This window comes from Mesorhizobium monacense (assembly GCF_056781675.1).
Genome location: NZ_CM165567.1, coordinates 5434384 through 5451656 on the forward strand (window position 1 = coordinate 5434384; position 17273 = coordinate 5451656).

The 17273-nt window shown below is 63.4% G+C and carries 14 protein-coding genes; 1 reads left to right on the forward strand and 13 read right to left on the reverse strand.

What is annotated here, in order from left to right; translation table 11 throughout:
• Nucleotides 1-49: 49 nt before the first annotated feature.
• From AC1RUK_RS25960 to AC1RUK_RS25980, 5 genes are all read right to left on the reverse strand, one after another.
• On the reverse strand, nt 50-1162 hold the full coding sequence (locus AC1RUK_RS25960) for an ABC transporter ATP-binding protein (protein WP_481838367.1): 1113 nt from the start codon (nt 1160-1162) through the stop codon (nt 50-52).
• A gap of 28 nt (nt 1163-1190) precedes the next feature.
• On the reverse strand, nt 1191-2855 hold the full coding sequence (gene bglA / locus AC1RUK_RS25965; protein ID WP_481838366.1) for a beta-galactosidase BglA: 1665 nt from the start codon (nt 2853-2855) through the stop codon (nt 1191-1193).
• A gap of 5 nt (nt 2856-2860) precedes the next feature.
• Nucleotides 2861-4015 carry a carbohydrate ABC transporter permease gene (locus AC1RUK_RS25970; protein WP_481838365.1) on the reverse strand — a complete coding sequence of 385 codons (1155 nt, stop codon included), beginning with the start codon at nt 4013-4015 and terminating at the stop codon, nt 2861-2863.
• A gap of 1 nt (nt 4016) precedes the next feature.
• The gene (locus tag AC1RUK_RS25975) at nt 4017-5018 is read right to left on the reverse strand and encodes a carbohydrate ABC transporter permease (protein ID WP_481840318.1); all 1002 of its coding nucleotides are present in this window, start codon (nt 5016-5018) and stop codon (nt 4017-4019) included.
• Between the two features lie 238 nt (nt 5019-5256).
• Nucleotides 5257-6612, reverse strand: a complete 1356-nt coding sequence (locus AC1RUK_RS25980; protein ID WP_481838363.1) for an ABC transporter substrate-binding protein — start codon at nt 6610-6612, stop codon at nt 5257-5259.
• 362 nt (nt 6613-6974) lie between these two features.
• Here AC1RUK_RS25980 and AC1RUK_RS25985 point away from each other — a divergent pair, with 362 nt between their 5' ends.
• Nucleotides 6975-7997: a substrate-binding domain-containing protein gene (locus AC1RUK_RS25985; RefSeq protein WP_481838362.1), complete on the forward strand. Its 1023-nt coding sequence runs from the start codon at nt 6975-6977 to the stop codon at nt 7995-7997.
• A 368-nt stretch (nt 7998-8365) separates the two neighbouring features.
• On the opposite strand, the gene AC1RUK_RS25990 is transcribed toward AC1RUK_RS25985, so the two are convergent.
• The 8 genes from AC1RUK_RS25990 to AC1RUK_RS26025 form a co-directional block, all read right to left on the reverse strand.
• Nucleotides 8366-9841, reverse strand: coding sequence for a S8 family serine peptidase (locus AC1RUK_RS25990; protein WP_481838361.1), 1476 nt, complete (start codon nt 9839-9841; stop codon nt 8366-8368).
• Nucleotides 9842-9883: 42 nt separating this feature from the next.
• Nucleotides 9884-10552 carry an anti-sigma factor gene (locus AC1RUK_RS25995; RefSeq protein WP_481838360.1) on the reverse strand — a complete coding sequence of 223 codons (669 nt, stop codon included), beginning with the start codon at nt 10550-10552 and terminating at the stop codon, nt 9884-9886.
• Entirely contained in the window at nt 10549-11115 is a 567-nt protein-coding gene (locus tag AC1RUK_RS26000) for a sigma-70 family RNA polymerase sigma factor (protein ID WP_040582815.1), read from the reverse strand. The genes AC1RUK_RS25995 and AC1RUK_RS26000 overlap by 4 nt, the downstream gene beginning before the upstream one ends.
• A 160-nt stretch (nt 11116-11275) precedes the next feature.
• Nucleotides 11276-12127 carry an alkaline phosphatase family protein gene (locus AC1RUK_RS26005; RefSeq protein WP_481838359.1) on the reverse strand — a complete coding sequence of 284 codons (852 nt, stop codon included), beginning with the start codon at nt 12125-12127 and terminating at the stop codon, nt 11276-11278.
• A gap of 90 nt (nt 12128-12217) precedes the next feature.
• Nucleotides 12218-13873, reverse strand: a complete 1656-nt coding sequence (locus AC1RUK_RS26010; RefSeq protein WP_481838358.1) for an ABC transporter ATP-binding protein — start codon at nt 13871-13873, stop codon at nt 12218-12220.
• A complete protein-coding gene (locus AC1RUK_RS26015) occupies nt 13873-14697 on the reverse strand; it encodes an ABC transporter permease (protein WP_481838357.1) in 825 nt (274 codons plus the stop codon). The genes AC1RUK_RS26010 and AC1RUK_RS26015 overlap by 1 nt, the downstream gene beginning before the upstream one ends.
• A 10-nt stretch (nt 14698-14707) precedes the next feature.
• On the reverse strand, nt 14708-15667 hold the full coding sequence (locus AC1RUK_RS26020) for an ABC transporter permease (protein WP_481838356.1): 960 nt from the start codon (nt 15665-15667) through the stop codon (nt 14708-14710).
• Nucleotides 15668-15683: 16 nt separating this feature from the next.
• Nucleotides 15684-17270: an ABC transporter substrate-binding protein gene (locus AC1RUK_RS26025; protein ID WP_481838355.1), complete on the reverse strand. Its 1587-nt coding sequence runs from the start codon at nt 17268-17270 to the stop codon at nt 15684-15686.
• Nucleotides 17271-17273 lie beyond the last annotated feature (3 nt).

Sequence of the window (17273 nt, forward strand, 5' to 3'; positions counted from 1 at the left end):
GGGCTAGGCCCGCCGCTCTTGTTTTTATGCAATGCCAGATGGCCTGTCTTCAGGCCGCCTTCACTTCCGGCGCGTGGAGCGAGAAGGAGTGGCCGTCCGCGTCGAAGATATGCAGGTCGCCGGCGTCCGCGCTCAGCCGCAGCGTCGTCCCGCGCTTGACCTCGACATTGCCCGGCATCTTCGTCACCAGCGGCAGGTCGGCCCGGCCGATATCGACATAGACGAGCTGGACCTCGCCGAGCTGCTCGACATAGTCCACGGTTCCCTCGAACAGATAGTCCGCGCCGGTAGCAATCACCAGATCCTCCGGTCTGACGCCGAAGCTGACCGCAGCGCCTTTCGCCGATGCCGGCGTGGCGATCGGCACCGTCGCCTTGCGGCCGCCGACATGGCTGACAATGGTCGGGTTGCCGGTCTTGTCGATGGTCGCCGGCAGGATGTTCATGGCCGGCGAGCCGATGAACTGGGCGACGAACAGATTGCCCGGCCGCTTGTAGAGCTCCATCGGCGTGCCGACCTGCTCGATATGGCCTTCCTTCAGCACCACGATGCGGTCGGCCAGCGTCATCGCCTCGACCTGGTCGTGGGTGACGTAGATCATCGTCGTATTCGGCATCGATTCCTTCAGCTTGGCGATCTCGATGCGGGTGGCGACGCGCAGTGCCGCGTCGAGGTTCGACAGCGGTTCGTCGAACAGGAACACTTTCGGATTGCGCACGATGGCGCGGCCGATGGCGACGCGCTGGCGCTGGCCGCCCGACATCGCCTTGGGCAGCCGGTCGAGATATTTGGTCAGTTGCAGGATCTCGGCCGCCTGCCGCACCCTCTTGTCGATCTCGGCCTTGCTTTCCTTGCCGATCTTCATCGAGAACGCCATGTTGTCGTAGACCGTCATGTGCGGGTAGAGCGCGTAGGACTGGAACACCATGGCAATGCCGCGCTTCGACGGCGGCACATCGTTCACCACCTCGCCGGCAATCTTGAGCTCACCGGAGGTGATCTCCTCCAGCCCGGCGATGGACCTCAGCAAGGTCGACTTGCCGCAGCCCGAAGGGCCGACAAAGACGATGAACTCGCCCGACTTAATGTCGAGGTCGATGCCGTGGAGAATGTGCAGATTGCCGTATGATTTCTTCACCTGTCTCAGCGTGACATCGGCCATGATTTCCTCCTGGTGGTTTCCCTGCGAATTAATCGATGCGCCCGAACCAGGCGCCGTAGCCGCCGAGGCGGACCGAGCCTGTGCCAGACTGTCCTGAAAAGCCGTGCCCGGGCAAGGGCTGCAGCGCCTGGCCGCCGAGGGCGACCTCGGCCGGTTTGCTGCCCAGGTTGAAGACGCAGACGACCTGTTCGTTGCCCTCGCGGCGGGTGAAGGCGACGGTGTCGCCCTCGCTTTCGATGAAGGTGATGTCGCCCTTGGCCAGCGCCGCATGCTGGCGGCGGAAGGTGAGAAAGCGCCGGTAGTGCTCGAGCAGCGAGTTGGCGTCGCCCTGCTGCACGTTGACGGCTTGCGAGAGATGCTTGCCGGGCACCGGCAGCCAGGGCTTTGCGGTCGAGAAGCCGCCGTTGCTGGCGGCGGCATCCCATACCATCGGCGTGCGGCAGCCGTCGCGGCCCTTGAACTCAGGCCAGAAGCGGATGCCGTAGGGATCCTGCAGGTCCTCGAACTGGAGCTCCGCCTCGCCGAGGCCGAGCTCCTCGCCCTGATAGATGCAGACCGAGCCGCGCAGCGACATCAGCAGCGCCGAGATGACCTTGAGATAGGCGGTCGGATCGGCTTCGCCGGCGGCCCAGCGCGAGGCCGGCCGCATCACGTCGTGGTTGGAAAAGGCCCAGCATGACCAGCCATCGCTGGCGACCTTGCCGAAGGCTTCCAGAACCGAGCGTACTTTGGCGGCGCTGATCTTCTCCGGCGCCAGGAAGTCGAACGAATAGCACATATGCACGCGCTTGCCGCCGGCGGTGTAGGCCGCCACCACTTCCAGCCCGCGCTGCGAATCGCCGACTTCGCCGACCGCGGCCTGTGCCGGATACTCGTCGAGCAGGGCGCGGAAGCGTTCGAGGAAGCCGAGATTTTCGGGGCGGCTCTTGTCGTATAGATGGTCCTGGTAATTGTAGGGGTTGACTGCCGGCGCCGTCTGGTCGTTGCGCTCTTCAGGCGGCAGCGGCGGGTTGTTTTCCAGCCCCTGGCTGTGGAAGTAGAAATTGATGGTGTCGAGGCGGAAACCGTCGACGCCGCGCTCCAGCCAGAAACGCGTGACGTCTAGCAGCGCGTCCTGGACTTCCGTGTTGTGGAAGTTGAGATCGGGTTGCTCGGCCAGGAAGTTGTGCAGGTAATATTGCTGGCGGCTGGTGTCCCATTGCCAAGCCGAACCGCCGAAGATCGACAGCCAGTTGCTGGGCGGCGTGCCGTCGGGTTTTGCATCGGCCCAGACATACCAGTCGGCCTTCGCATTGGTGCGGCTCGAGCGGCTTTCCTTGAACCACGGATGGATGTCGGCGGTATGCGACAGAACCTCGTCGATCATCACCTTGAGGCCCAGCCGGTGCGCTTCCGCCGTCAAGGCGTCGAAATCGGCCAGCGTGCCGAACATCGGGTCGACGTCGCAATAGTCCGACACGTCGTAGCCGAAATCCTTCATCGGCGACTTGAAGAAGGGCGATATCCAGATGGCGTCGACACCGAGCGAAGCGATGTAGGGCAGCCGTTGGACAATGCCTTTCAGGTCGCCGATGCCGTCGCTGTTTGAGTCCTGATAGGAACGCGGATAGATCTGGTAGATCACCGCGCCCCGCCACCAGTCACGATCGACGGCGGGGTCCGGTCTGGATGTCACCTTCAAAGCCGATTGCATTACTCTCAACCTCCTTTCACCGAGCCGGCAAGCAGCCCGCGTACGAAATAGCGCTGCAGCGAGAAGAACACGATCAGCGGCACGATAATGGTCACGAACGCCGATGTCGTGAGGATCTCCCAATCGCCGCCGCGCGAACCGAGCAACGCATTGAGCTTGGCGGTCAGCACGATCTGATCCCCCTCGGTACCGAGGAAAACCATCGCCACCAGAAGATCGTTCCATACCCACAGGAATTGGAAGATGGCAAAGGAGGCGAGCACCGGGAAGGACAGCGGCAAGACGATCTTGACGAAGATCTCGAAATCGCTGGCGCCGTCGATGCGCGCCGATTCCATGATCTCGCGCGGCAGGCCGGCAATGTAGCTGCGCAAGAGATAGATGGCGAAGGGTAGGCCGAAGCCGGTATGCGCCAGCCAGATGCCGAGATAGGTCTTCGACGGCACGCCGAAGAAAGTGCCGACGCCGTTGTAGAGCTTCAACAGCGGGATCAGCGACATCTGCAGCGGCACGACCAGCAAGCCGATGATGACCGCGATGAGCAGCGCGCGGCCGGGAAAGCGCATCCAGGCCAGTGCATAGGCGGCGAAAGCCGCGATCAGGATCGGGATGACGGTCGCCGGAATGGTGACGGTCAGCGAGTTCATGAAGGAGCGGCCGATGCCTTCCGAAAACAGCACTGTCTGGTAATTGTCGGTGGTGAATTTCGGCGGCGCCGACGAGGCATAGTAGACGCGCTGGCCACGGTCGCCCTCGAACGCTTTTGGCGAGGCCATGACGAACGTTCCGTCGGCGTTGAGCTGCAAGGTCACGCCGTCGCCGAGATCGGCGGTCGTGCCGGCGGGATATTGCGTCGGCGCGGCCGACTTGACGCCGAAGGCGCTGATGTCGCGGGCAGCGCCATCGCCGAAGATGTTGCCGGCAAGCACGAACTTGCCGTCCTTTTCGACTTGCGCCGAGGCCGGCGGCAGCCGGCCGGCTTCGGTCTGGCTGGAACTGGCGAACGAGTTCCACCAGCCGGAGGCGATGATCTGGTCCTTGTCGCGCAGCGACGAGACGAGGATGCCGAGCGTCGGCACGGTCCAGATCGCCACGAAGATGAGCACCGCGATGTGGACGCCGAAGCGGCTGGCAAACGACTTTCCGGTTGCGACGGCCATCTCAGTGCCCTCCCGTCTCTTTGTTGGCCTGGCGGATGTTCCAGACCATGATCGGAATGACCGCGATCATGATGATGATGGCGATGGTGGCGCCGCGGCCGAAATCGCCGCCGCCGCGGAACATCCAGTCGAACATCAGATTGGCCAGCACCTGGCTGTTCCACTGGCCGTTGGTCATGGTCAGCACGATGTCGAACACCTTCAGCACCAGGATGGTGATCGTCGTCCAAACCACGGCGATGGTGCCCCATATCTGCGGCACCATGATCTTCCAGAAGATCTGGAACGGGTTGGCGCCGTCGATGACGGCGGCTTCCAGCGTCTCTTCCGGAATGCCGCGCAGCGCCGATGACAGGATGACCATGGCAAAGCCGGTCTGGATCCAGATCAGGATGATCATCAGGAAGAAATTGTTCCAGAACGGCAGCGATATCCAGACCTGTGGCTGGCCGCCGAAATACTGGATGATGGCATTGAGGAGGCCGATCTGCGTCTGGCCCTCGCCGCGATATTCGTAGATGAATTTCCAGATGACGCTGGCGCCGACGAAGGAGATCGCCAGCGGCAGGAAGATCAGGCTTTTGGCGATCGTGCCCCACCAGATCTTGTCGGTGAGCACGGCGATGATCAGCCCGAGGAAGGTGCAGGCTGCCGGCACCACCGCCAGCCAGACGATGTTGTTGAGGATCGAGTTGCGGAACTCGCGGTCGCCGAATGCCCATTCGTAGTTGGCGAAGCCGACGAAATTGCCGCCGCCGCGATCGAGGAAGGACAGCCGCAGCGTCTCGACCACCGGGTAGATCAGATAGATGGTGAGGATGATCATGGCCGGGCCGACGAACAGCCAGGGGCGAATCATTCCTTGCCGTCGCAGATTGTCGATGGCTGCCGCACCCTGGACGCCGCGCGACGGGAAAATAATGTCGACAAGCTTGTTGGCGCCCCAGAAATAGGCGACGCAGCCGCCGACGCCGACGATGATGACGAATATGGCCGAAAAAATCTAAGTCGCCATGGGTCCCTCTCCCCTGCGCATGATCCGCCGCTCGAGAAAAAGCCTTGGCGACGGGATCACGAGCCGATTCAGTTGTGAAGCGCGAGCGGGTGCCAGTCGGGTTCTCGCCGCGGCAGGCCACGCTTCATGCCGGAACTCTATGCTTCACGAAAAACGCTACAGTTGGCCGACGGTGGGACCCGGGCCATCGCGGCCCGGATCCAGTCAGGACGGGTAAGCCGACGGCTTACTTGATCGCGTCCCAGCTCTTCTGGATGTCGGTGGCGACATCCTGGGCCGACTTGCCGCCGACCAGGTCGATCATGCCGGTCCAGAAGGAGCCGGCGCCGATCTTGCCGGGCATCAGGTCGGAGCCGTCGAAGCGGAAGGTCGAGGCATTGGCCAGGATCTCGCCCTGCTTCTTCAGCGCATCGCTGGCATAGGCGTCCTTGTTGACCGACTTGAGCGGCGTCACGAAGCCGCCCTGAGCCATCCAGATCTCATGCGCCAGCGGCATCTTCAGGAATTCGATGAAGGCGCGCGCGGCCTTGCTGTCCTTGGTAATCATGGCGAGCGTTCCGGCGCCGAGCACCGGCGTGCCAAGCTCAGGCTTGGAGGCGTAAGGCGGGAAGTAGAAGAAGTCGGCGTCCTGGCCAACCTTCGTGCCTTCCGGGAAGAAGGTCGGGATGAACGATGCCTGGTGGTGCAAATAGCATTTCGGCGGCACCGCGAAGAGGCCCTTCGGGCTGTCGCGGAAGTCGGTCGCGGCAACCGCCTTGGCGCCGCCGTCGACCATCTTGTCGTCGGTCGCTATCTTGCCGAAGATGTCGATGGCGTTGACGACCGCCGGATCGTTGAACGGGATCTCGTTCTTCACCCATTTGTCGTAGGTTTCCGGGGGTTGGGTGCGCAGCATGATGTCTTCGACCCAGTCGGTCGCCGGCCAGCCGGTGGCGCCGCCGGAGCCGAGCCCGATGCACCACGGCGTGCCGCCGTCGGCGATGATCTTCTTCTCGAGTTCGGCCAGTTCTTCCTGCGTCTTCGGTACCTTGTAGCCGGCTTCCTCGAAATTGTCCGGCGAGTACCAGACCAGCGACTTCACGTCGGCCTTGTAAGGGAAGGCGAAGAAGCCCGGCTTGCCGTCCTTGTCCTTGAATGTGCCGAGGTCGACCCAGGACTGGCCGGCGCCGTAATTGTCCTTGACCCATTTGGCGGTGTCGTCGCCGAGCGGCGTCAGAAGGCCCTTGGAGGCCAGGTCCTGGATCAGGCCGGGCTGCGGCAGCACGGCGATGTTGGGCGGGCTGCCGGCCTGGGTGTCGATGACGATCTGCTGTTCGTAATTCTCGGACGAGGAGTATTTGATCTCAACGCCGGTGGCGTCCTGGAAATATTCGAGAACGGTGCGCACAAGGCCTTCGTCCTCGCCGCGCCACGGCCCGAAGATGGTCAGCGTCTCACCCTTGAGGTCGACCTTCTTCAGCTCTTCGTAATTCGCCCAGTTGAAGCGCGGATCCTCACCCGGCTTGAACTTCAGTTCGGCTTGCGCCGGCAGGCTCAGGGCGAGCGTTGCGAACGCAGCGCCCAGCAGAAGCATTTTCTTCATCGCTATTCCTCCCAGTGGTCATGAACACCCGGACGGAACCTCCATTCCGCCCGCCGACGCCGCAGGACTGTGACTCAGTCAGAAAGGAACCGCAACCTTTCGAAGAGTCTTCCAAAGCGCTTTGGTCTTTTTGATCTCGCCATTGAATCGCTTCGGAGTCAAGAGGGTGGCTGGCTAATCGATTTAGTTTCGGCAAATAAGCGAGAACTAAACTGCACTGCAGCACAGTTTTATGGCGACGCAACAGCAATTCTGCTTCAAACTGGCCAGACCAGTGCGTATGCTCGCTCTGTTCGGCAGCGCCAGCCTTGGTGCCCGCTCGGATTCAAAATTAAAAGCGCTTTGAGGCTTGGAGGCCTCCGGTGAACCTGAAACAGCTGTCGCACATGCTGGCGCTTTCGCAGACCACGGTAAGCCGCGCGCTGAACGGCTATCCGGAGGTCAACGAGGAAACGCGGCGCCGCGTGATGGACGCCGCCAAGCGCCACGGCTACCGCCCCAATCCGAGCGCGCGCCGGCTGGCGACCGGCAAGACCGGAATGATCGGCTATGTCCTGCCGACCGGTGCTGCCGTCGAGATCGACCCGCATTTCGTCGAATTCCTCTCCGGCCTCGGCGACTATGCCCGCTCGCACGAGCTCGACCTGGTGCTGTCGCCGGCCGACGCCGACGACCAGGAGACCACCTACCGCCGCATCGTCGCCAACCGGCAGGTCGATGCCGTCTACATCTCCTCACCGCGGCCCGTCGACCGGCGGGTGGCGTTGCTCAATACGCTCGGCATCCCCTTCATCGTCCACGGCCGCAGCGAAGGCTTCGGCTTCGACTACCCTTTCACCGACATCGACAATGAGGGCGCCTTCCACGAGGCGGCGCGGCTGCTGATCCAGCTCGGCCACCGGCGGCTGGCGCTGATCAATGGCGACGACCGCGAGACCTTCGCCATCCATCGCGAGCGCGGCATGCGCCGGGCGCTCACTGCCAGCGGGTTGACGCTCGGCGAGCGCCATATCTGCTCCGTGACGATGACCGAGGAGAACGGCTACCGCGCCGCCCGGCGCCTGCTGGAGCAAAACGAGCCGCCGACGGCGATCGCCTGCTCCAGTCTGATCATGGCACTGGGCGTCGTGCGCGCGGTGCGCGATCTCGGCCTGACCATTCCGGGCGACCTGTCGCTGATTGCCCATGACGATGTTTTTCCGTGGCTGAAACCGGAGAATTTTTCCGTGCCGCTGTCGACGACGCGATCGTCGATCCGCCTCGCCGGCGCGCGCGTCGCCGAGCGGCTGGCGGCGCGAATATCGGGGCTGGAAGAAGGCGCGCGCGGCGAGGTCTGGCCGGTCGACCTGGTGGTCAGGGGATCGGTCGCCGGCGCGCCGGCGTAGAGGTCCAGAATGACCGCGTTCGATCCCTTTGCGGACGTCTGCCACCCTCATTCATAAAAACCGCTCTAGAGATTGCAAACCCCTCGGTAACTAGTCGTCCAATCCCCGTTGAGCCAATTTCATTTGATAGACGCTTCTCGGATGCCTTCTCCGTCGCCATATGTTGAGAGAATAAATCAGTATAACATATCCGAATAGTGCGACCAAACTCCACAGGCCGCCAAGTGTGTCGATCGAGATAGAAATCATCACAAATGCGACTGCGACCACGGTGTAATATAAGACCGAGGACCAGACATATTTTTCCATTTGAGAGCTACGCATCTATCAACCTTGTTGTAGACAACTCAATTCACAATTCGATTGGACTATTCCTTCGCCGTCTCGGCTGCCTTGATGTCCAGCAGGCCATAGCCGAAATCATTGTCGCGGCCCTTGGGGCCGAGATCCCTGGCTGTTTCGGCGAGCGCCTTCTCGATCTCGTCGGCCGAGCGGTCGGGCGCGACGTGAATCAGATTGGCGACGGCTCCGCTGACGATGGCCGCCGCGAACGAGGTGCCGGTCACCACTTCCGAGCCGGTGCCGCTCGGCGCCACCATCTCGACGCCCGGCGCCGAGATGAAGACATAGGCGCCGCGATTGGCTTGCGGCATCAGCCCGTCCTTGGCATCGGTGGCGGTCACGGCGATGACGCCATCGAAAGCGGCCGGATAGCCGTAGGGCGCCTTCGGTCCGTTGTTGCCGGCGGCGGCGACCAGGACGATGCCGAGCGCGCGGGCATTGCGGCAGGCGATGCCGAGCAGGTCGTTCTTGGGGCCGACGAAGCTCATATTGATGATGCGCACATCCTGCTCGGCCGCCCAGTCGAGCGCCGAAAGGATAACGTCCATGGTCGACTTGCCGCCCTCGAAGGCGCGGGCGTGGTAGATCTTCGCGCCCGGCGCCATGCCCTTCAGCGCACCGACGCCGGCGATCAGGCCGTCGATCGAGGTGCCGTGATCGCGCTTTTCGATCGGCACTTCGGGCATGGCGTCGAACTGATCGGCGATGACGCCGGAGAGCGCCGGATTGGTGTCGTCGATGCCGGTGTCGATCACGGCGACGCGCACATTCTCGCCGCTGGCCTGTTTCTCGTCGAGCTCGATGCGGTCGAAGGCATAGTTGACGATGCCGGCCGCCTGCTGCAGCGAATAAACATGGTTGGGCTCGCGCCGCCTTGTGCGGCCGTCGGCGGCCAACTGCGCCAGCACGACGCCGACCGGACGGCCGTCGAGAATGCCGAAGCGCGCCAGCGTGGTGCCGAGCAGCCGCGACTGGCGCTGCGAGCGGACTTCGAGGCCGAAGGAAGCGGCGATCTGCTGCACGACGCCGGCGTCGCCGTCGACCGTCACCAGCACCTCGTCGGGCACGTGATCACCGACGATGGCGCGCTGCGGCTCGGTGGCGACGAGATCGGTCGGCGAAATGACCGGACCGCCAGGCACGGCGGCCGGAACCACCGGTGCATCGGCGGGCGCAGTCGGCGAAGGCAAAGCGCTGGCCAGGTCGCGACGCGGGTCGGGCGTCGGCAACGGCGTCCCGCCGCCGCCGGCAGGATTGGGGAACAGGTCGATGATCAGCGCCGGCAGGAAGACGGCGCCCGTCGCGGCAGGCTCCGCGCCTGGCGTTCCGCCGCCGTCCTTTGCGCAATCGGCGCCGGCCGCATTCGTCCGGTCGAGACAGTCGGTTTTCGTCTGCGGCTGGTTGGGATCCTTGCTCTGCGCAAAAACAGGCGTGGCGGCGATTATCGTCGCCGCCAGCAAAAATCCAGCAAATCCGATGACAGCTCCTTTTTGTTTGAGCATGATCTTTTCCGAAAACCGGAATCCACTTTTCGGGATCATGCTCTAGCCGCCACTCGCCGGTTTCCTTCCCTCGATCACAGCTTCCGCGAAAGGCTGGGCGGCAATAAGGCTGACCAGCTTCTCGTAGTCGGCAGCGGTCTTAGCCGCTATGGCGATGCGGAAGACGCCGTCGGCGGTCGGCCCGCCAGCGACCTTCAGCCCGTTCTGGCCGAGAAAGACAGCAATATCCGACATCTTCGCCTCCGGTTTGAACTTCACCAGCGCGAACGGCATTTTCGCCAGATCGTCCTCCGTGCCGGCGATTTCAAAATCATTGCCCTTGCCACCGGGCTGCACCAAGGACTGCACCATGACGAGCGCCAGCAGCACCGCGGCCGCGGCCCAGGCGACGCCGACCGGCACCGCCATGAAGCGGTTGAAAGCCTGCGCCAGCCATGATTGACCTGCCGGAGCGCGCGCCGGGCCGGCCTCGGCGTCGAGCGCCTTGGCAAAGCGGCTGAGCGCATCGGCCGGCGGGCGGATTGCCTCGTTGGCGGCGGCGGTGCCGGAAAATTCGGCCTCGGCCTCGCCCAATGCGGCAAGTGCTGCCGGGTCGGTCGCCAGCCATTCCTCGACGGCCTCCAGTTCGGCGCCTTCCAGCGAGCCGTTCAGGTAGAACGGCAGCAGCGTTTCCATCTCGTCGCGGCGCGACATTTTTTCAGCGGCGCTCATGGCCACCCCCTGTCGTAACCGGCGGCCTTGAGGGCTTCGCCGAGTTTCTTGCGGGCGTAGAACATCCGGGTTTTGACGGTGGCGACCGGAATGCCGAGCACCTCGCCGATCTCGGTCACAGACTGCCCATGGTAATAGGCAAGGTCGATCACCGTGCGGTGCTCTTCCGGCAGCGCATCGATGAACCGCCGCAGGGCGGCAGCCTTGTCGTCCTTCATGGTGACGACTTCCGGCGTGTCGGCGCTGTCGGGGATCTGCGCCGCGTCATCGTCGTCGATCCAGTCTTCCTTTTTCTTGCGCAGCAAGGACAGCGCCTTGAAGCGGGCAATGCCGAGCAGCCATGTCGAGACTTCCGAGCGTCCTTCGAAGCCCGGCGCCTGACGCCAGAGCTCGAGAAAGACCTCGTTCGCGATATCGTCGGCCATCATTTCCGATCCCGTCTGGCGCACCACGAAGCGGTAGACCCGCGCGTGGTGGCGCATGAACAGGAGCCGCACGGCGGCCCTGTCGCCCTTCGCGACCCGGTCGACAAGCGCGCGATCGGTCTCCGTCGCCGCCGTCATGGCCGGTCGAGCCGCCTGGCTCCTGTCTGCTCTGTCGCCGATCGGTCCAAAAAGGTTCATCCTCCGCCAAGGAATTTTGGGAGGCTAACCGAAGAAGGTGAGTGTTGCCAGAGGCGCGCCTTTTTCCCCTCTCCCCTTGTGGGACTGGAAGCGCGGCCGCTCAGCTCAAGAACGGCTTCGCCTTCATCGTCCCCGGCACAGGCACGCCAAGCCGCTTCAGCACCGTCGGCGCCAGCTGCAACTGGTCGAGCAGCGTATCTGCCTGCGGTCCTTTGCCAGGCCCGAAATAATACAGCGCGAAATCCTGCATGTCGTCGTCATGGCCGCCATGATGACCGCGATCCGTCTGGCCATGATCGGCGGTGACGATGACCTCGTAGCCGGCGCCGAGCCAGCCCGGCAGGAAGGCGGCGAGCATGGCGTCCATCGCATAGACGGCATGGTCCATCTCGTGGCAGTCATGGCCGAAGCGATGGCCCATCGAATCCAGCGTGCAGCTGTGCAGGATGCCGTAGTCGATGCCGTGGCGCCTGGTCAGCATGGTCAGCGTCGCGAACAGATCGACGTCGCTCGGCGTCATCTGGTTCTCGAGATTGTAGCCAGTCATGGTGTGGAAGCGTCCATGCGTGATCGGTCCGCCCGGTTCGTCGAACTCCATGTCCTCGACCAGATCGAACGGATAGGACCGGAAGAATTCAGACCAGTAGGAATGGGTGACCGCGCCGGACTTGCCGTCGGCCCTGCTGACCTCGGAGAAGATATCCGGCTGCTTGACCCGGAACCGGTTCTCGTTGGACAGGACGCCGTGCACCTGCGGCGACACCCCGGTGTGGATCGAGGCATAGCAGCAGGCCGAGGTCGACGGCAGCACCGAGCGCATCTTCCACACGCGCGCCTCGCCCGACTGCACCCAGCCTTCGAGATTGCCCATCAGCCGGCGCCAGTTCCGATAAGGCACGCCGTCGAGGACGATGAGCAGAAGTTTGGTCTCGAGCGCCACAGGCTGCTCCATGCGATCTGGCCGTTGAGATAGAAGCGCCGTGCAACCATCGGGCAGCACGGCGCTTCAGTTTAATCAAACCAGGCAGGAACTGGCGTCGCCCTAGTTCCCCGCGCTCGCCATGCGCCGGCCCTTGATCGCCTTTTCCAGCCAGCCGATCTCCATTTCGGGAACCGATGACAGCAACAGGTCGGTGTAGGCGTCGAAGGGCGGCGTCAGCACCTTGCTCTTCGGCCCGTAGCGGACCACCTCGCCGCGATACATCACCGCGATCGAATCGGCGATCGACTTCACCGTCGCCAGATCGTGGGTGATGAACAGATAGGCGACGCTCTCCTCCTTCTGCAGCTCGAGCAGCAGCTTCAGGATGCCGTTGGCCACCAGCGGGTCAAGCGCCGAGGTCACCTCGTCGCAGATGATCAGCTTCGGCTTGGCGGCGAGCGAGCGGGCAATGCAGACGCGTTGCTTCTGGCCGCCTGAAAGCTCGGCCGGGTAGCGGTCGGAAAAGCCCTTGCCCATCTCGATCTTGTCGAGCAGTTCGGCGACGCGCTTGTCACGCTCGCGACCGCGTATGCCGAAATAGAATTCCAACGGCCGGCCGATGATGGTGCCGACGGTCTGGCGCGGGTTCATCGCCACGTCGGCCGACTGGTAGATCATCTGCAATTGGCGCAGATCCTCCTTCGGCCGGTCGGCGAGCTTGTTGGCAAGCGGCCTACCGTCGAAGGTGACAGTGCCTTCCTCGGGCGGCAACAGCCCGGTGATGGCGCGCGCCAGCGTCGACTTGCCGGAGCCGGACTCGCCGACGACCGCCAGCGTCTGGCCCGGATAGATGTCGACCGATACGTTCTTCAGCACCTTGATGTGGCTGCGGCCGTAGGCGGCGGTGACGTTCTTGACCGACAGGAACGGCGTCGTGCCAGGCTTCTGCTCGTGGTGCTCGATCTCGTGCACCGAGACCAGCGCGTTGGTGTATTCCTGGCGCGGTTCCTTGATGATCTGCCGGGTGCCGCCCCATTCGACCAGGCGGCCGTGGCGCAGCACCATGATCTCGTCCGAAACCTGGGCGACGACGGCAAGGTCGTGGGTGATGTACAAAGCCGCCACATGGGTGTCGCGGATGGCGTCCTTGATAGCCGCCAGCACGTCGATCTGCGTCGTCACATCGAGCGCCGTGGTCGGCTCGTCGAATACGATCAAGTCCGGCTCCGAACACAGCGCCATCGCCGTCATCACGCGCTGCAACTGGCCGCCCGATACCTGGTGCGGAAAGCGTTCGCCGATGGTTTCGGGGTTCGGCAGGCTGAGCTTCTTGAAGAGTGCCACGGCGCGCTTCTCGGCCTCGGCGCGCGTCGCCGTGCCGTGCAGCAGCGTTGCTTCCACCACCTGGTCCATCAGCCGGTGCGCTGGGTTGAAGGCCGCAGCCGCCGATTGCGCGACATAGCAGACCTCGCGGCCGCGCAGCTTGCGGAAACCTTCCTTGCCACCCTTGAGGATGTCGCGACCGTTGACGATGACCTCGCCACCGGTGATGCGCACGCCGCCGCGGCCATAGCCCATCGACGACAGGCCGATGGTCGACTTGCCGGCGCCGGACTCGCCGATCAGGCCGAGCACCTTGCCCTTTTCCAGCGTCAGCGAGACATCGTGGACAAGCACGATGTTCTTCGGCGCCTCGCCCGGCGGATAGACCGTGGCCTCGATGCGCAGATTGCGGATGTCGAGCAGCAGGCCGGATTTCGCTTTGCTGTCAGCCATCACCCGCGTCCTCCCTTCAGGCTTGTCGTGCGGTTGAGCACCCAGTCGGCGACGAGATTGACGGAGATCGCAAGTGCTGCGATCGTCGCCGCCGGGATGAGCGCCGCCGCTATGCCGAAGACGATGCCGTCCTTGTTTTCCTTCACCATGCCGCCCCAGTCGGCATCCGGCGGCTGCACGCCAAGACCGAGGAAGGATAGCGTCGACAGGAACAGCACCGCATAGATGAAGCGCAGGCCGAGTTCCGACACCAGCGGTGACAGCGCATTGGGCAGGATCTCGCGGAAGATGATCCAGGCCTCGCCTTCGCCGCGCAGCTTGGCCGCTTCGACGTAATCCATGACGTTGATGTCGACGGCGACAGCGCGCGACAGGCGGTAGACGCGGGTCGAGTCGAGAATGCCCATGACCAGGATCAGCGTCACCAGATTGGTGGGCAGCACCGAGAGCACGACCAGAGCCATGATCAGTGTCGGGATCGACATCAGCAGGTCGACGAGGCGCGACAAAAGCGTGTCGAACCAGCCGCCGAACACCGCCGCCGAGAAACCGAGGATGGCGCCGAGCGAGAACGACAGCGCGGTGGCGAGCACCGCGATGAACAGCGTGATGCGGGCGCCATAGATCATGCGCGACAACAGATCGCGGCCGAGATTGTCGGTGCCGAGCCAATGTGTGGCCGACATCGGTTCCCAGACGTCGCCGACAATCTCAGCATTGCTGTGCGGCGCGAGCCATGGCGCGAAGACCGCCGCCAGCACGAACAGCGTCGTCAGAACGATGCCGATCAATGCCGGGATGGGGATGCGTTTTAGATCGAGCATGCCCGCCCCCTCACTTCGGATGTCTGAGACGCGGATTGGCGAAGATCGCCGCAATGTCCGCAATGATGTTCAAGCCGATGTAGACAGTGGCAAAGATCAGGCCGACCGCCTGCACCACCGGCACGTCGCGCTTGGTGACGTGGTCGACGAGATACTGCCCCATGCCGGGGTAGACGAAGATCACTTCGACCACGACGACGCCGACGATCAGGTAAGCGAGGTTGAGCATGACGACGTTGATGATCGGTGCAATGGCATTGGGAAAGGCGTGCCTGCGAATGACATTAAAGGCCGACAGGCCCTTTAACTCCGCCGTTTCGACATAGGCCGACTGCATGACGTTGAGGATCGCCGCGCGCGTCATGCGCATCATTTGGGCGAGCACCACCAGCGTCAGTGCCGTCGCCGGCAGCGTGATCGCCTGCATGCGCTCGCCGAACGGCATACCGTCATAGACGGTGGAGATGCCCGGGAAGATCTGCCACTTCACGGCGAAGAAATAGACCAGCACATAGCCGATGAAGAACTCGGGAAACGAGGTCGATGCGAGCGCCAGTCCCGAGATCAGCTTGTCGACCCAGCCATTACGGTAACGCACCGCGATCAGGCCGAGGATGATCGCCAGCGGCACGGCGACGACCGCCGCCCAGAAGGCGAGGAACAGCGTGTTCCACAACCGTCCCTTGATCGACGTTGCAATATCCTGGCCGCTCGACATTGCAGTGCCGAGATCGCCGGTGAGCACACCACCAAGCCAGTGGAAATACCTGACATAGGCAGGGTCGTTGAGGCCGAGCTGCTCGCGCAGATTGGCGAGCGACTCCGGCGTCGCCGACTGTCCGAGGATGGCTTGCGCGACGTCGCCAGGCAGGATCTGTGTGCCGGCGAAGATCAGGACCGATACGGCCAACAGGAGAAGGATGCCCAGCGCAACGCGCTGGGCCGCCAGTTTCACAATGGGTGAGGACATCTCGGCAAGGCCAGGCTCAGGCTTCGAGCCAGCACTTCGCCAAGGCGTAGCCGTTCATCAGCTCCTGATGCGGATCGTCGACCCAGCCGCCAACCTTGGCGCCCGTCGCGTCGATGAACTGGTTGAACATCGGCAGGATCAGGCCGCCTTCGTCGCGCACCATGACGGCCATGTCGTGGTACATCTGCTTGCGCTTGGCCTCGTCGAGTTCGGCGCGCGCCGCCAGCACCATCTTGTCGAAATCCGGACGCTTGAAACGCGTGTCGTTCCAGTCGGCCGTCGACAGATAGGCGGTCGAGTACATCTGGTCCTGGGTCGAACGCCCACCCCAGTAGGAGGCGGAGAAGGGCTGCTTGTTCCAGACCTCGTTCCAATAGCCGTCGCCGGGCTCGCGCTTGAGCTCGATCTTGATGCCGGCCTTGGCGGCGCTCTGCTGGAAGAGCTGGGACGCGTCGACGGCACCCGGGAAGGCGACGTCCGAGGTCCTCAGCAGCACGGTGCCGTCGTGACCCGACTTCTTGTAGTGGAACTTGGCCTTGTCGGGATCGTACTTGCGCTGCTCGATCTCGGTGAACAGCGGGTAGGAGGCGTTGATCGGGAAGTCGTTGCCGAGCGAGCCATAGCCTCGGAGGATCTTGTCGAGCATCTCCTCGCGGTCGATCGCCAGCTTCAACGCCATGCGCAGGTCGTTGTTGTCGAACGGCGCCGTGTTGCAATGCATGATGAAAACATAGTGGCCGGGACCGGCATGGTTGCGGATGGTGACGCCGGGCAGACGCTTGATCAGGTCGACGATCTTCGGCTCGACGCGGTTGATCATGTTGACCTGGCCGCCCTGCAGGGCCGAAGTGCGCGCCGTCGCGTCGTTGATGACGATGACCTCGATCTGGTCGGCATGGCCCATCTTGTCGCCCTGCCAGTAGTTGGCGAAGCGCTCGGCGCCATGGCGCACGCCGGGCTCGTTGGTAACGATCTTGTACGGGCCAGCACCAATGCCGGCATCGGGCTTGTCCTTGCCACCGTTGGGCTGGACGATCAGGTGGTAGTCGCTGAGCAGGTAGGGAAGGTCGGCGTTGGCCTCCTTCAGCGTCAGCACCACTTCCTTGCCGCTGGCCTTGATGCTCTCGATGCCCTTCATGTAGCCGAGCGCGCCGGACTTCGACTTCTCGTCCGAATGGCGCTCGAGCGTCGCAGCGACGTCCTCAGCGGTCACGGTCTTGCCATTGTGGAATTCGACGCCGTCGCGGATCTTCAGCGTCCAAACCTTGGCGTCGTCCGACGAGCCGATCTCCTCGGCGATGCGGTTCTCGAGCTTGCCTTCGGGGGACAGCTCGACGATCATTTCGCCCCAGCACTTGCCGAAGGCGAACGGCACCTGCGTCATCATCAGCGCGGGGTCGAGGCTGTTGGTGGATTCACCACCGACCAGGCCGGCCTTCAGCGTGCCGCCCTTGACCGGGCCGGCGGCGCGCGCCGCGCTCGACAGCAGTGAGTTGGCGAAGGGGGCAGCGACGCCGAGAGCGGCGGCGCGGCCGAGAAAATCACGACGGCTGAGTTTGCCGGATGCAACGCGGCGGCTCAGATATTCCAGTTCATTGGACATGAT

Bases quoted from the DNA above. Each gene is read 5' to 3' on its own strand.
- AC1RUK_RS26010 (WP_481838358.1), bottom strand. From the start codon at position 13,873: ATGGCTGACAGCAAAGCGAAATCCGGCCTGCTGCTCGACATCCGCAAT.
- AC1RUK_RS25960 (WP_481838367.1), bottom strand. From the start codon at position 1,162: ATGGCCGATGTCACGCTGAGACAGGTGAAGAAATCATACGGCAATCTG.
- AC1RUK_RS25980 (WP_481838363.1), bottom strand. From the start codon at position 6,612: ATGAAGAAAATGCTTCTGCTGGGCGCTGCGTTCGCAACGCTCGCCCTG.
- AC1RUK_RS26005 (WP_481838359.1), bottom strand. From the start codon at position 12,127: ATGGAGCAGCCTGTGGCGCTCGAGACCAAACTTCTGCTCATCGTCCTC.
- AC1RUK_RS25970 (WP_481838365.1), bottom strand. From the start codon at position 4,015: ATGGCCGTCGCAACCGGAAAGTCGTTTGCCAGCCGCTTCGGCGTCCAC.
- bglA (WP_481838366.1), bottom strand. From the start codon at position 2,855: ATGCAATCGGCTTTGAAGGTGACATCCAGACCGGACCCCGCCGTCGAT.
- AC1RUK_RS25990 (WP_481838361.1), bottom strand. From the start codon at position 9,841: ATGCTCAAACAAAAAGGAGCTGTCATCGGATTTGCTGGATTTTTGCTG.
- AC1RUK_RS26000 (WP_040582815.1), bottom strand. From the start codon at position 11,115: ATGACGGCGGCGACGGAGACCGATCGCGCGCTTGTCGACCGGGTCGCG.
- AC1RUK_RS26020 (WP_481838356.1), bottom strand. From the start codon at position 15,667: ATGTCCTCACCCATTGTGAAACTGGCGGCCCAGCGCGTTGCGCTGGGC.
- AC1RUK_RS26015 (WP_481838357.1), bottom strand. From the start codon at position 14,697: ATGCTCGATCTAAAACGCATCCCCATCCCGGCATTGATCGGCATCGTT.
- AC1RUK_RS26025 (WP_481838355.1), bottom strand. From the start codon at position 17,270: ATGTCCAATGAACTGGAATATCTGAGCCGCCGCGTTGCATCCGGCAAA.
- AC1RUK_RS25995 (WP_481838360.1), bottom strand. From the start codon at position 10,552: ATGAGCGCCGCTGAAAAAATGTCGCGCCGCGACGAGATGGAAACGCTG.